Origin of the sequence: Microcoleus sp. (genome assembly GCF_049646505.1) — a bacterium.
Lineage (GTDB): Bacteria > Cyanobacteriota > Cyanobacteriia > Cyanobacteriales > Microcoleaceae > Microcoleus.
On sequence record NZ_JBARVX010000001.1, the window covers coordinates 1 to 12,858 of the forward strand.

Genomic DNA, 12,858 nt, shown 5'->3' on the forward strand with positions numbered 1-12,858 from the left:
TTAGCCCCCCCTTACTAAGGGGAGGTTGGGGGGGTAACTCTGGTTGCAATTGGCTAACGGAAAGTTCATCTCTTAGCCCCCCCTTACTAAGGGGGGGGTGGGGGGGTGTATTGCTAGCAGCGAGGCGGCAGCCTCCCAACAAAGCGGGGACAACGTTGTCGGGATGCCCTTCAAGTTCGATCGCCAACTGCATCACTTCCACCTGACTCAAAGGCGCACCGGCTAATTCATTTGCACCGACTAACCCGCCGACAATGGCTGTGGCGGAACTTCCCAAACCTCTAGCCAGCGGCACTTGCATATCTATATGTATCGCTACAGGCGGCGGCGATTGGTTGAGGCGATCGTACAATTTGACAAAGGCTACATAAGCGAGATTGCTGTCATCTGTCTTGACTTTGGCGGCTTCTGCGCCGGTAACTGTAATTTTTAGTTTCTCGGTTTCTGAGGGTTCGAGTCGGGAGAATTGGAAGCGGTTGTAGAGGCTTAAAGCCGCGCCGATGCAGTCGAATCCGGGGCCTAAGTTGGCGGTTGTGGCGGGTACGGTAACTGTGATAGTGGAGGTTGCGGACATTTTTTTTAATAATGGATTGGGAGTTTTTAACCGCAGATGAAGGCGGATGAGCGCGGATGAACGCAGATGGAAGAATACTATACTATGTTTTTGGAAGCACTCTATCTTTGCAGTATTTTAAGATGTTTGATGGCATCTTGATAATCGTTGGTATTGCCGGATTTTTGATAAATGTCGGCGGCTTTTTGATAATCGCCGATCGCCCCTTCTTTGTCTTTTAAGAACTCGCGGACTCTGGCGCGGTTGTAGTAGGCGTCTCCGTAGTTGGGGTCGATTTCAATGGCGCGATCGAAGTCGGCTTTAGCTGCTGGATAGTCTTTGAGGTTGCGGCCGTGAATGATGCCGCGTTTGTTGTAGGCTTGGGCGTAGTTGGGATTGAGGCGAATGGCTGCGGTGTAATCTGCGATCGCCCCTTCCAAGTCTCCAGCCTCTGATTTGGTTGACGCACTATTGAATAAGTCTTCTGCAGGGTTTTGAACGATCGTTTTTTGAGCTATTAATATTGCTGAAGATTCAGCCAAGACAGCAGGGGATATATTACTAAAGATAGTAAATGTTCCGATAGTAGCAATTAATTTGTAAAATAATTTCATAACTCAGGCAAAAATATGAGCGACAGAACAACTAAAACCTGGCAACAAAGGCGAGGTAATTTCATCATCCCTCAACAGCGTAGCAACAAGCTTTAAACTTGCTTTTTCCCTGCGATAAACCTCAATTTGTTGCAACCGCCAATTCGCAATCCAGTATTCCTGGACTCCCCGCACCGAATAAAGTCTGACTTTCAAATCTCGATCGCGTCTTTCATTGTCTGTACCAGCAGATAATACTTCAACCACTAACTCTGGCGCGGCGGTTAAATGGCCGGCTTCGTCTAGCAAGATCGCCAAGCGTTCGTTGCTCGCCCAAACTACATCGGGAATGACGTTATCAGCATCAGTGAAAATCAGCCCTGGATTGATGGCAGTTTGTCCTAAACCAGCAGACATCGACCAAGTATCCAGCACAGAAAAAAATCTGCCACAAGCCCGTTGATGACCCCAATGCGGTGCTCTAGTCACAAATAACTCTCCATCAATAAGTTCGTAACGATCGCCGTTATCGGGCAATAGTTCCAAATCGGCGGTAGTCCAGCGTACTTTATCAGATATTGTCTGGCTCATACAAACACTCTTTATAGGTGATACAAAAATTATAGACGATCGAGTATCTAAAGCATCCACAAATTTTAACCTGTGAGTACAAACGCACAGACAAAACCCGCCTGCGCGGGTTTCTATATCCTTAGTCCGCGAAGGCGGACTTTGTTTGTGTAGTCGCGATTTCCAATCGCCGGATTTGGCATTGGAAATCACCCGATTACTTAAGAACTGTTTTAGAAGCAATCCGAGTTTTCTTGCGATCGCCCTCACTCAATTCTTCACCAGACTGCAAGCGAGTAGCAGAAGTTTGCAGCACCGTTGCGGCACTTTTATCGCCCATTTGCAGAGCGGTTTTAGCCGCCGTTTGTAACATTGTGGCGGCACCGGCGCGATCGCCCTGTTGCAATCTAGTTTCGGCGAGTTGAGTTTGGCGGTACTTAGCCAAAGCTAAAATATGCTGCTGCACCATCGGGTTGAGTGCCGGCTGATAAACTTTTAGGACATTAGCAGAAAGTGCAACGGGATCGGAGAGCAAACCTTCGCCGACTGTGGGATCGTCGTAGCGAATTTGCAATTGCCCGATCGCCTGCGTACCTTCTGGTAACTGTCCAATATAAATATTAGCCAAAACTACTCGCTCTACATCCTTCATTAAATCTCCCAGGCGCACCATAAAGCGATCGCCCTCCTGTTGTACCGGTAATTCGATCGTATCAGGAGCAACTTGGGCGATCGGTTTTAGTTCGGCTAACCGCACTTTTGGCATCAGCGAAAATAGCAAATAAGCATTAGTCAAACCTACACCTTGGATGCGAGTAAACAATTTGCCAAACTCATCAACCGCATCTTCGGGCCGCTGAATGTGAGCCAGAGCACCGCCGCCAGCATCAGCAATCTTTTCCAAAATATCCTGATTCCAGTTATCCCCAAAGCCCAGAGAATTTAAAGTCATGTTGTACTCGGCGGCCAGTTTTGCCAGCTTCAAACAGCGGCTGTCGTCGCCGTGTTCGTTTTCGCCGTCTGTCAGCAGAAATGCCTGAGATATAGCTTCTTTTTTGCCTTTCCCCAACTCTTCAATACCTAACTTAATGCCCTCATCAATTGCTGTACCGCCGGCCGGTCGCAACCTCTCAATTTGGCGTTTAATGCTAGCGGAGTCTTCCACAATTTGGTTGGGGACGAGGACTTTGGCTTTGTGATCGAAAGCCACCGCGCAAAAGCGATCCCCTGGCTTCAACCTGTCGAGCAACCGTCCGGCGGCTTGTTTGACGGTTTCCAAGGGCCGTCCGCCCATCGAGCCGCTGTGGTCGAGAATCAGGCACAGGTTTAAGGGGACGGTGGAGTCGATCGAGCTTGCCGTCGCAGACACTGAAATCGCTAGCTGGCGCTGGGTTGAGGGCGCGGCAGCGTCAAGGTTGGGGTCGTTTAACACCGGGAGCAAACTAACTTTCATGCGGGATACCCAAAGATTGCGTTACTATTTCTTTAAGAATAGCTCCATCAGTTCAGGCAACATTTCGGTTTATGAACACACCAATTAAAGCTGTGCAATCGCAATACTACGGGGAAGGCAACTCTCGGACGCCTCCTCCCGATTTGCCATCCCTGTTGCTGAAGGAGCGGATCGTTTATCTCGGTATGCCTCTGGTGCCTGCGGTAACAGAACTGATTATTGCTGAACTGTTGTATTTGCAGTACGAAGACCCCGATAAACCGATCAAAATCTACATCAACTCGACCGGCACTTCTGGTTACAGCGGCGAACCCGTCGGCTTTGAAACCGAAGCCTTCGCTATCTGCGACACGATCAGGTACATTAAGCCGCCCGTGCAAACGATTTGCCTCGGTTCGGCAATGGGCATGGCTGCGATGCTGTTAGCGGCCGGTACAAAGGGCTTTCGGGCTAGTTTGCCGCACGCTTCGATCGTGTTGCACCAACCCAAAGCATACACGCGGGGTCAAGCCAGCGACATTCAAATTCGGGCTAAGGAAGTGCTGGCAAATAAGGCGACGATGCTCGATATTTTCGCAAGCTGTACTGGTCAACCGATCGAAAAGATTGCTAAAGATATGGATAGGTTGCTGTACATGACGCCGCATGAAGCTAAAGAATACGGTTTGATCGATCGGGTTCTAGAAAGTTCGGAAGAATTGGCGAAACCGCTGCCGGCTGGAGTCATCTAATTTGGTTATTGGTTATTGGTTATTGGTTATTGGTTATTGGTTATTGGTTATTGGTTATTGGTTATTGGTTATCACCAAAAACTCGAAAGTAACTAATAACAAGTAACTAATAACAAGTAACTAATAACAAGCAATCAATTGCCAATGCCCGATGCCCAATTCCCAATCCCCGATTACCAATTACCAACTAAAAGGAGTTCCGAATTATGCCTATAGGTGTGCCAAAAGTCCCTTACAAAATGCCTGGTGGTTATGATACTCAGTGGATTAATATCTACGATCGCCTTTACCGGGAACGGATTATTTTCTTAGGTAAAGATATTGACGATGAAATTGCCAATCAAATTATCGCCGTGATGCTGTATCTGGATTCGGAAGATTCGGGTAAGGATATCATTTTGTACATCAATTCCCCCGGCGGGATGGTGTCGGCAGGCATGGCTATTTTTGATACCATGCAGCACATTAAATCGGACGTGGTGACGATTTGTGTGGGCTTGGCTGCTTCGATGGGTTCTTTCCTGCTGGCTGCGGGTACGAAGGGGAAACGGTTGGCTTTGCCTCACTCGCGGATCATGATTCACCAACCTTCTGGGGGCACGCGGGGACAAGCAACCGATATTCAGATCGAGGCGAAGGAGATTCTGCGCTTGCGCCACCAACTCAACGGTATCTATGCTAAAAATACCGGACAGCCGATCGAGAAAATCGAGAAAGACATGGATCGCGACTATTTTATGTCCGCTGAGGAAGCCAAGGAATACGGCTTGATTGACAAAGTAGTCGAAGATCGTCCGTAAGCGATTTTTTCGCTACACTACCTCGCACTACACCCTGTTTTTCGGTAAATTTTGGCAGAATCTTTACATTTAAGGATTCTGCCATATTTAATTGTATTATCAACGATCGTTCATGCTAAATGGATACTGCAGATTATTACCGACAGTTAGGACTCAGGTCTGGTGCGAGTTTATCGCAAGTTAAGAGTTCTTATCGAAAGTTAGCCAGACAGTATCACCCGGATGTGAATCCGGGAAACGAACAGGCTAAGAATAAGTTTATTGCTATTACAGAGGCTTATAAGTTCCTGGTAAATATAGCCCCCGCCGATGTTGCGGAGTCAACAACTGCTAGTTCAACAGTACCGCCTACTCCGACACCGCCCGCTGCAGCGGTGAAAGATCGATCGCAGACAGTTAAGGTGACTCGGAAACAGCCACCGACTCCAGATAGCCCGGATCTGTCGGCGGCGGAAGAAAAGTTAAAGCAAGATGCTTATTTTCAGTTGCAGCAGTTGCTGAAATATCAGAGGTTCCCGCGGGCGATCGCCCTGATTGAAGGTTTGGCGCAGCGGGTACCCGAAGATCGGGAGGTGCGCCAGTGGCAGGCGATCGCCTATCAGCGCTGGGGAAGGCATTTGATCGGGGAAAAGCAGGTTGATAAGGCGAGAATTTATTTGAAAAAGGCTGTGAAAACTGACCCTCACAATCGGGCTTTGTGGGCGGAAGTAGAGCGAGATTTTCGCAAGTTGGAACAGATTTATTGATTGGGGAATCGGGAATCGGGAATCGGGAATCGGGAATCGGGAATTATTAGTTTGGTTCTGTGGAGGTAATCAAAAACTCTATATTTTTGAGTTTTTCTAAAATAACTTGGGTATTTTCCGGTCGGTTTTCTGGTAGCGGTTCCATCAATTGGTCGATCGACTCTACGAAGGACTGGTCAACATCTACGGCCTGGTTCCTCCAATTAATCTTACCAGTTTTTTGATTGACGGGAAAGTCGATCGGCTTTAAGCCTGTTAATAAATGTACAAAAGTACGCCCTAGGGCAAAAAAGTCCGATCGCACTTCTGGTTTTCCGGCAATTTGTTCGGGCGCGGAGTATCCAGCAGAACCGATGGGTGCGGTATCTGTATCTGCTTCGGCGGCGCAGCCGAAGTCAATTAATCTCAATTTCCCATCGGGTTCTAGCATCAAGTTGGATGGCTTAATATCCCGATGTACGAGATGATATTTGTGTATTTTTTGCAAAATATGGAGCATTTCTTGCAGCCAATCAACGGCGAGTGTTTGAGAAACCTGTTGGTTTTTAGTTAAGAATTCTGTCAAGTTTACTCCGTCGATTTTTTCCATCGCCAAACAACACAATTTCTGGGAGTTATTGGCGAGTTTAATTTGGAAATAACCGTCGGGTTCAACTTGGGGAACTCCGGCTTTTCCCCCCAGCCAAATTAACACTCGCGCTTCTTGCTGGAACAAGCGAAGTAAATCGGGATTGTGGCTGTGTTTGAACACTTTAAAAATTTTGACTGTGCCCCATTCGTTTTCGCCGGTTCCCAAATCTTCGACTTCTAAGATGTCGGTGGGGCGTGCGGGATTGGGCGATCGCACTGGTTTAAGGATACGATAGCGATCGGCAATTAATAAAGCCGTGCCGCAAGCCTGACAATTTTGAGCCGCAGCAGGGTTTTCGCGTTGTTCGCATTGAGGGTTGATGCAGTAACTCATCTGTCTTGATACGTCCAGGACTGACGGATTTAACGAATTGATTCAATTATTACCATAAAACTTCTGTTGTTTTGCGGATAATCTCTTCGGCTTTGATTTCGACTTTTTTGGACTCTGGGGGCAGTTGTTCGCCTTCTTCGTCTTTGGGACGGTAAGTGCGGGAGATTCCAGAAAGCAAAGCTGGCTTCTGGAGGGCTTTTTGGGCTTCTGCTAGTTCTTGGACCGATCGGCTTTTGATGCCTTTTTCGATCGCGATAATCTGATTTAAGCGTGCCATTGTTTGATGTTATTGATGCTGGACTTATCGAAAGTTTGGTTGATTTCGATCGAATTGTTTGTCGGGGGGTTTGGGGCTTTGAGGACTTAAGTCCTCACTACCAACATTCTGAGTAGTATAACATACTTCACTCAATCTACAAATTTTTGCTGGAGGCATTTGCCAAGAGGACGATCGCCCTTCCCGCCAAAGTGTAGCAAAGTTTACTTGTTTTTTACCCTGCGACTACCTCTAGAGATAGATGCGCGAATACCTCTAGGGGTGTGTTGCAATATCTTGAAATATTTCTTAATATATAGAGAACAAAGGGAATCCGAGGAGACACCAAAAATCCTTAAGCCCTTGGGGTGCCCCGGTAAATCAGATTGTTCGCCAACAAGGGCCAAATCAATGAATAATCAGCAAAACAACTCCGAAGTTTCAACATTTTTGTCAATGCTGCAAAAAGGCATTTGGCTGTTTGGGATTCTCTCTTGGATATTCGGGCTGACAGATAGAAGCATTGCGCTGTTTGCTGACGGATACCTCTCAGCGATCGATATTGTCCAGCTATTTACAGCTTCATTCATTTTCGCTAGTTGGCTGTTTTTAAGCCCGTTTCTGAGTTTTAAGTCCCAGAGTCAGCGACAGGTAGAAGACATTCAGCCGAAGGTAGAAGCATCTCCGTAGTTTTTTAAGTTGTAGTGTTAGTTTCGGGAGCGGTGATTCTTTCTTCTGAGGCAAAGCGCTCCGGCCAAATGCGATCGCAAAAAAACAAAGTTCCCGCCGTCACGCACAGCGGAATCGCCAACAGATTCAACAGCGGAATGCTCACCAAACCCAAACACACCAAACCAAAACTCCCGCTAGCGGGCAAACTCGTCCAAATTATCTCCAACTTCTCCTGAAAAGGCCGCCTCCGCCGCTCCAAAGGTGCATCTAAAAAATCTAAACAGACAATAGTTGCGCCCAAAGTTACGCCGCCCAAAGTGCTAAGAATAGAGCCGAAGCCAGGGATAAAATTTAGCAGTATCAGGGGTATGCCAACGCTCAACAAAATTTGTAATTTTCGCAGTTCAAAGGCGATCGCCCTTTGAATATCCCGAAAAACACTCGCCGCATTCATTGGGGCTTCTGCGGGCAATTGACCGTTCCGCAGCAGTTCCAATTGTTCGGAAAGTTTGCCGTACCAGGGCGAACCTAAAATCACGCCAAACTGTACTAACAAAAACCCGATGATTAGCAAAAGTCCTGACACTAAAAGTACGCGCAGCAGCCAGCCGAAAGCAACTGTCAACCCGCCCAAAAAGCTCAGCCAAGCTGGTAAATTGGCAATTAAATCATTAAATCGGAGGGATAAATCGGCTACTAAAACGTCTATTCCTGACAAACTGGGAAATAGCAAGCTTAGATAAAGTCCGGTACCAATTATAAAATTTAGTAAGACGGGAACTAATACATAAGTCCACAGTTTGGGAGTTTGCCAAATCAGCGTGAAAGCTCGAAAAGGATAGGTGAAACCTGCCAAGAGTCGAATTGGTGCGGTAATGGCGCTGCGGGCGGGATTTGAATTTAGCTGTTTTGACATATGCAGAAGGAAGTTCGGCAACGGATTGTGTAACGGATGTAACGGATGTAACGGATGTAACGGATAGAAGGAAGAAGTCATTAGTCATTAGTCATTAGTCATTAGTCATTAGTGCTGTCGCCTCCGAGCTTTCGGTACAACGTCATCAGGAAGAAGAACCCCCCCCTGCCCCCCCCAAGGGGGGAGGGAAGAAGGAAGAGGGATTTAGTTGTCTGGCGCGATCGAATTCAGAAGTAATAGAATCAAGGGTTTGAGGAATTAAGAACATCCTTACCGTCTTGGCGGTTGAGAGATTAGGGGTGAGAGTGTCATTTTCTATTATTATTGCCTATGAGGATTTATTGCAGGTTGCCCAAAAGTGAAGCTTTTTATTTACCATACCCCGGAACTTACGCCAGCGGACAAAATGCCGGCTTGCGCGATCGCAGTTGATGTACTGCGGGCGACTACGACAATGGCGACGGCCCTGAATAATGGGGCGGAAGCTGTGCAAGTTTTCAGCGACTTGGATAAGCTGATGGCCCAGAGCGAAAAATGGCCTGCAGACAAGCGGATTCGGGCTGGAGAGCGTGGCGGAGGAAAAGTTGATGGTTTTGACATGGGGAATTCTCCGCTGGACTGCCCGCGAGAAAAGGTGAGTGGGAAGCGAATTTTTATCAGCACAACTAACGGTACTCGCGCTTTGCAACGAGTGCAAGCTGCTGCAACTGTGCTGACGGCGGCTTTGATTAACCGGAAATCTGCGGTGCAGTTTTTGTTAAGTCAAAAGCCGGAAAGTATTTGGATTGTGGGTTCTGGTTGGGAAGGGAGTTATTCGTTGGAGGATACGGTTTGTGCTGGGGCGATCGCCCAAAGCCTGCTAGCAGAAAGCGGTATTCCGGCGATCGATTTTGCTGGTAACGATGAAGTTTTTGGGGCGATCGCTCTTTATGTGCAGTGGCAAGATCGGCTGCACGAATTGCTGGAAAAAGCCAGTCACGGCCAGCGCCTGTTGCGTTTGGGCATAATTGAAGATTTAAAATATTGCGCGCAATTGGATACTTTAGATGTGCTTCCCATGCAGCGAGAACCTGGTGTTTTGGTGAAGTCGGATTTTAAAATTTCTTAGGCTAATTTCAGGTTTCCATCTTGGGAAAAAACGGAAAATTGATTTTTTTGGGTTTGTAATGAGGATTTGAGTCCTGATAATTATAGGACTAAAGTCCTCACTACAAACAATGGAAGTTATATCAATTCCGGTTGCACTCATAGATGATGTTAGCTGTTAACTGTTAGCTGTTAACTGTTAGCTGTTAACTGTTAACTGTTAACTGTTAACTGTTAATTTACTATTCCGATGAAGAGAGGATTTGATATTAGTAGTTAGCGATCGAGATTTTTTTTAAATAAAGTACAATTAAAGATATTCGCTAGGGACAAAACTATAGCGGTTCGATCGCCTTGTGAGATATGCCCAATGCCCTATGACCTATGCCCTACTGTATTGTCGGCAATTAATCATTGCTGTCTCCGCCGCCGAACCGCTGAATTAAACATTCGGCTATTCGGGCGGATGCACCGGGTTCTCCCATGCGGCGCAAGCCATTTTCAGCGATTAGCTGCAACCTGTCGGGGTCGCGGAACAAAGACTGTACTGCGGCGGCAACTTCGGCGGGATGTTTGACTAAAATTAATGACGGCCCTAACAGGCGACTTTGGGCTTCTGCAAAGGCGGGGGTAAATTGCGGGCCGTTTCCGGGAATGGCGATCGCGGGTTTTCCTAAACCGACAAATTGTTCTGTAGCTGTTCCGGCCATTGCTATTGCTAAATCGGCTTCGTACAAACAATCGTTAAAACTTTGCTGACTTAAAATCAGCGTGGCTTTTCTCTGCACAAAAGTCAAGGGCAATAGCAAATTAGGAGATTCTTGCCGAATTTCTTGAGGGCTAGAAACGGGAGGCCGCAAAATACTTCCTTCTCGCCGCTCGGTTCTAGTTTCGCCGTCTTGTCGCCAGCCGAAAAATTCTAAAATAGGTCGCAAAGCTTCTAAGTTTAATTCGGGAGAAATGGCTCCGAAAAATAACAGTTTACGATCGGCAAACAAGGACAAAATTCCGGCGGCAGCCTCTACTATTAGCTGCCAGTTAGCATAGGCTTCCGGCGCTCTAGAGCCGGGGAGCAAGGTGATGACGAGCGATCGCTCCCTTTCCCGAAACTCCGTGTCAGGGCCGTACAAACTGGGGGCTGGGTTTTCCGGTTCGAGTCCGTCCATCATCGGGTTTCCGAGATCGCAAGCGGGAATTCCCAGCTTTTGTAAAGTCTCGGCGGTTAGCGCGTCCCTGACAAAAACGGCGCGACAGCGGTTTCTCGTCATCAACCAGCGTTCCCAAGGGAAATAAACCGATCGCGGCGACGAAATCCAAGCAAAAAAGCCGGATTTGCGAGCTAGAGGCCCGTTCTCGTCCCGCAAATAATAGTCGGACTTGGCGGTGCCGACAAAGGCGTAGGGCGCGCCGCCCAGCCAAGCAAACAGCAGCGGTACGATATCCCCGCAGGCTAGAATAACTGCGTCTTGATTCCCGGACTCTGTTTGCGATCGCACCCAAGCGCGGATCGCTTTAAACTGAGCTGCGGTCAACTGCAGCAGGCCGCCTTTAACGTCGCGCAAAAATTCCTTTCTATCCATGTAAATAAAGCCGCCCGAAGGCATCCGCTGCACCGGGCCGATGATGCGGGCGTTTTCTAGTTGAGCGAAAGCTTGCCCTTCGCCCACTAGCGGAAACACGGCTAATTCTGGGGGATGCGGGTGCTGTTGCAGTTCCCGCAAGATGCGAAGGGCGATCGCGTCTTCTCCGTGGCCGTTACTGAGACAAAGTAATTTCAATCCCAACTCTCTCAAAAACTCTGTTGTCAAAAAATAGCCTCAAACCCCTGAGACTTCAGTCTAGCGATGAAAGGCTACTTTACAGGTTAGTTTACCAGAAAATTCTTGTTTTAAATAGTACAAAACACCGTAATATCGACCCACATCCGGCGCGGCTCAAAATCTTTACTGAGGACTAAACTCCTCAGTAAAAACACATTTTAGGTCGGGTAATTTACCGGAAAATATCTGATATCAAAGCTGGCTTAAATATCTTTATTTCTTAACCTGCGGAGGCGGACATCGTTTGTGCAGTAGCGATTTCATATCAATTCCGGTTGCACTTTTGTTGACTGTTGACTGTTGACTGTTGGCTGCTGGCTGCTGGCTGCTGACTGTTGGCTGTTGGCTGCTGACTGCTGACTGTTGACTGTTGACTGTTGGTTGTTGACCCGAAAGCAGTTGGTAATTGGCAGTTGGTAATTGGTAATTGGTAATTGCAACTGACAACTAACAACTGACAACTAAGAAGAACCCGCACTCACAGGCACCGCCCCTAACAACTAACAAGGGCGGGCACTCACAGGCACCGCCCCTACCAACTGACAACTGACAAATTCCACCGATATTTTGTGGCAACTGGGACGGAAAATTAATGAATTTCTACCTAATTTATCACCTGACGGTGCAAGCGGAAACGATTTCAATCGTCTATTTTTATTTGATTCCCATCGATATACTGCTTTAAAATACTCCGAATTTGTTTGAGCTGAAATCCCTTAGCAAGTTGGTGCAGCTTGGTGGCAAACGGCATTAATTTTGGTTCCAAACTTTCCAGCTTGGCAATCTCTTGAAAAAAATCTTCAATGTCGCCCATAGCTGCGAGTTTCAAAAGTTTTGCTACCGACTCAGAAGCCGCAGGCAACAAAGCAGAACAAGCTGGAATCTCAGATGCTGGTGACAAAATGGAAGTTTTGCACTTTTTGCTTTCGGCAGATTCCTCGTAAATCCATTCTAGTCCCAAATGCACGCGCAACCGTTCCAAAAAGTGATTTGCTTCGATCGGCTTGGGAACAAAATCATTGCACCCTGCGAGGAGGCTCTCTTGCCGCGCAGACTCGAAAACACTAGCTGACAGAGCAATTAACACGACATCTTTGAATTCCGGCAACTGCCGCAGCCTCCTGGCAGTTTCTAAGCCATCCATCACAGGCATCCGCAAGTCCATTAAAATCACGTCCGGTTTAAATTCAACTGCTTTGCAAAGGCATTCTTGACCGTTCCGGGCCTCTGCAATTTCAAATCCCAAACGCCCCAGCAGCCTGCACAACAAAGCGCGATTTAGCTGATTGTCGTCCGCGATTAGCACTTTCCGCTTGTGGCCGACAAAACCGACAAGCCAGCGTTTTTCACGCAAAGGAGAAACCTCCAAGTACCGTTTGGCTGCGGGCAATTCTAAATCCAGCCAGAAAGTGCTGCCTTTTCCCAAAGTGCTGTTAACGTGAATTTCGCTGCCCATCAGTTTCGCTAGTTTCTGGCTGATTGAGAGTCCCAAACCCGTGCCTTCAACAAATGTATTTCCTCCTGCTTGGTGGAATGGCAAAAATATTTCTTCTAATTTGCTTTGCTCTATGCCAGTCCCGGTATCCTCTATTTGAAAGCGGATTTTTAAAGCGTGTTTTGCTGCGATCGCATTATGGGCGAAACGCATATAATTTTCTTTCAGTTCCGAACTCAAAATCGATAATTCGTAATTTTCTC

General features: G+C 47.4%; 15 protein-coding genes. 5 read left to right on the forward strand and 10 right to left on the reverse strand.

All coding sequences use genetic code 11. The features are described from left to right. The 4 genes from WBA89_RS00005 to WBA89_RS00020 all read right to left on the reverse strand — a co-directional run. Positions 1–574, reverse strand: a 574-nt coding sequence (locus WBA89_RS00005) for a homoserine kinase (protein ID WP_424402874.1), incomplete at its 3' end; no start/stop codon positions are given. 101 nt (positions 575–675) lie between these two features. After that, the gene (locus tag WBA89_RS00010) at positions 676–1,167 is read right to left on the reverse strand and encodes a tetratricopeptide repeat protein (protein WP_424402876.1); all 492 of its coding nucleotides are present in this window, start codon (positions 1,165–1,167) and stop codon (positions 676–678) included. 3 nt (positions 1,168–1,170) lie between these two features. Then, on the reverse strand, positions 1,171–1,737 hold the full coding sequence (locus WBA89_RS00015) for a Uma2 family endonuclease (protein ID WP_424402878.1): 567 nt from the start codon (positions 1,735–1,737) through the stop codon (positions 1,171–1,173). Between the two features lie 196 nt (positions 1,738–1,933). Further along, complete coding sequence (locus WBA89_RS00020; protein WP_424402880.1) at positions 1,934–3,169, reverse strand: vWA domain-containing protein; 1,236 nt, start codon at positions 3,167–3,169, stop codon at positions 1,934–1,936. A gap of 71 nt (positions 3,170–3,240) precedes the next feature. Here WBA89_RS00020 and WBA89_RS00025 point away from each other — a divergent pair, with 71 nt between their 5' ends. The 3 genes from WBA89_RS00025 to WBA89_RS00035 all read left to right on the forward strand — a co-directional run bounded on the left by WBA89_RS00025 (position 3,241) and on the right by WBA89_RS00035 (position 5,446). Beyond that, the gene (locus WBA89_RS00025; protein WP_424402882.1) at positions 3,241–3,900 is read left to right on the forward strand and encodes an ATP-dependent Clp protease proteolytic subunit; all 660 of its coding nucleotides are present in this window, start codon (positions 3,241–3,243) and stop codon (positions 3,898–3,900) included. A 206-nt stretch (positions 3,901–4,106) separates the two neighbouring features. Beyond that, positions 4,107–4,700, forward strand: a complete 594-nt coding sequence (locus WBA89_RS00030) for an ATP-dependent Clp protease proteolytic subunit (protein ID WP_194065252.1) — start codon at positions 4,107–4,109, stop codon at positions 4,698–4,700. Between the two features lie 119 nt (positions 4,701–4,819). Beyond that, the gene (locus WBA89_RS00035; protein ID WP_424402884.1) at positions 4,820–5,446 is read left to right on the forward strand and encodes a DnaJ domain-containing protein; all 627 of its coding nucleotides are present in this window, start codon (positions 4,820–4,822) and stop codon (positions 5,444–5,446) included. 46 nt (positions 5,447–5,492) lie between these two features. Here WBA89_RS00035 and WBA89_RS00040 read toward each other — a convergent pair whose 3' ends face one another. Beyond that, a complete protein-coding gene (locus WBA89_RS00040) occupies positions 5,493–6,410 on the reverse strand; it encodes a protein kinase domain-containing protein (RefSeq protein ID WP_424402886.1) in 918 nt (305 codons plus the stop codon). A gap of 49 nt (positions 6,411–6,459) precedes the next feature. Continuing rightward, entirely contained in the window at positions 6,460–6,687 is a 228-nt protein-coding gene (locus WBA89_RS00045; RefSeq protein WP_424402888.1) for a hypothetical protein, read from the reverse strand. Positions 6,688–7,077: 390 nt separating this feature from the next. Here WBA89_RS00045 and WBA89_RS00050 point away from each other — a divergent pair, with 390 nt between their 5' ends. Next, positions 7,078–7,356: a hypothetical protein gene (locus tag WBA89_RS00050; RefSeq protein ID WP_424402890.1), complete on the forward strand. Its 279-nt coding sequence runs from the start codon at positions 7,078–7,080 to the stop codon at positions 7,354–7,356. A gap of 4 nt (positions 7,357–7,360) precedes the next feature. Here WBA89_RS00050 and WBA89_RS00055 read toward each other — a convergent pair whose 3' ends face one another. Next, positions 7,361–8,254 (reverse strand): EI24 domain-containing protein, encoded by an 894-nt coding sequence (locus tag WBA89_RS00055; protein ID WP_424402900.1) that lies wholly within the window; start codon positions 8,252–8,254, stop codon positions 7,361–7,363. 358 nt (positions 8,255–8,612) lie between these two features. Between WBA89_RS00055 and WBA89_RS00060 the strand changes: the two genes are divergently transcribed. Further along, positions 8,613–9,362, forward strand: coding sequence for a 2-phosphosulfolactate phosphatase family protein (locus WBA89_RS00060; RefSeq protein ID WP_424402892.1), 750 nt, complete (start codon positions 8,613–8,615; stop codon positions 9,360–9,362). 385 nt (positions 9,363–9,747) lie between these two features. Here WBA89_RS00060 and WBA89_RS00065 read toward each other — a convergent pair whose 3' ends face one another. The 3 genes from WBA89_RS00065 to WBA89_RS00075 all read right to left on the reverse strand — a co-directional run. Beyond that, positions 9,748–11,148: a lipid-A-disaccharide synthase-related protein gene (locus WBA89_RS00065; RefSeq protein ID WP_424402894.1), complete on the reverse strand. Its 1,401-nt coding sequence runs from the start codon at positions 11,146–11,148 to the stop codon at positions 9,748–9,750. 225 nt (positions 11,149–11,373) lie between these two features. Continuing rightward, the gene (locus WBA89_RS00070) at positions 11,374–11,607 is read right to left on the reverse strand and encodes a hypothetical protein (protein WP_424402896.1); all 234 of its coding nucleotides are present in this window, start codon (positions 11,605–11,607) and stop codon (positions 11,374–11,376) included. 193 nt (positions 11,608–11,800) lie between these two features. Beyond that, positions 11,801–12,858 (reverse strand): ATP-binding response regulator (locus WBA89_RS00075; protein ID WP_424402898.1); only part of this gene is annotated, 1,058 nt, incomplete at its 5' end.

Excerpts from the sequence above, each read along its gene's own strand:
- WBA89_RS00030 (WP_194065252.1), top strand. The coding sequence starts at position 4,107 with ATGCCTATAGGTGTGCCAAAAGTCCCTTACAAAATGCCTGGTGGTTAT.
- WBA89_RS00050 (WP_424402890.1), top strand. The coding sequence starts at position 7,078 with ATGAATAATCAGCAAAACAACTCCGAAGTTTCAACATTTTTGTCAATG.
- WBA89_RS00055 (WP_424402900.1), bottom strand. The coding sequence starts at position 8,254 with ATGTCAAAACAGCTAAATTCAAATCCCGCCCGCAGCGCCATTACCGCA.
- WBA89_RS00035 (WP_424402884.1), top strand. The coding sequence starts at position 4,820 with ATGGATACTGCAGATTATTACCGACAGTTAGGACTCAGGTCTGGTGCG.
- WBA89_RS00025 (WP_424402882.1), top strand. The coding sequence starts at position 3,241 with ATGAACACACCAATTAAAGCTGTGCAATCGCAATACTACGGGGAAGGC.
- WBA89_RS00045 (WP_424402888.1), bottom strand. The coding sequence starts at position 6,687 with ATGGCACGCTTAAATCAGATTATCGCGATCGAAAAAGGCATCAAAAGC.
- WBA89_RS00020 (WP_424402880.1), bottom strand. The coding sequence starts at position 3,169 with ATGAAAGTTAGTTTGCTCCCGGTGTTAAACGACCCCAACCTTGACGCT.
- WBA89_RS00040 (WP_424402886.1), bottom strand. The coding sequence starts at position 6,410 with ATGAGTTACTGCATCAACCCTCAATGCGAACAACGCGAAAACCCTGCT.
- WBA89_RS00015 (WP_424402878.1), bottom strand. The coding sequence starts at position 1,737 with ATGAGCCAGACAATATCTGATAAAGTACGCTGGACTACCGCCGATTTG.
- WBA89_RS00010 (WP_424402876.1), bottom strand. The coding sequence starts at position 1,167 with ATGAAATTATTTTACAAATTAATTGCTACTATCGGAACATTTACTATC.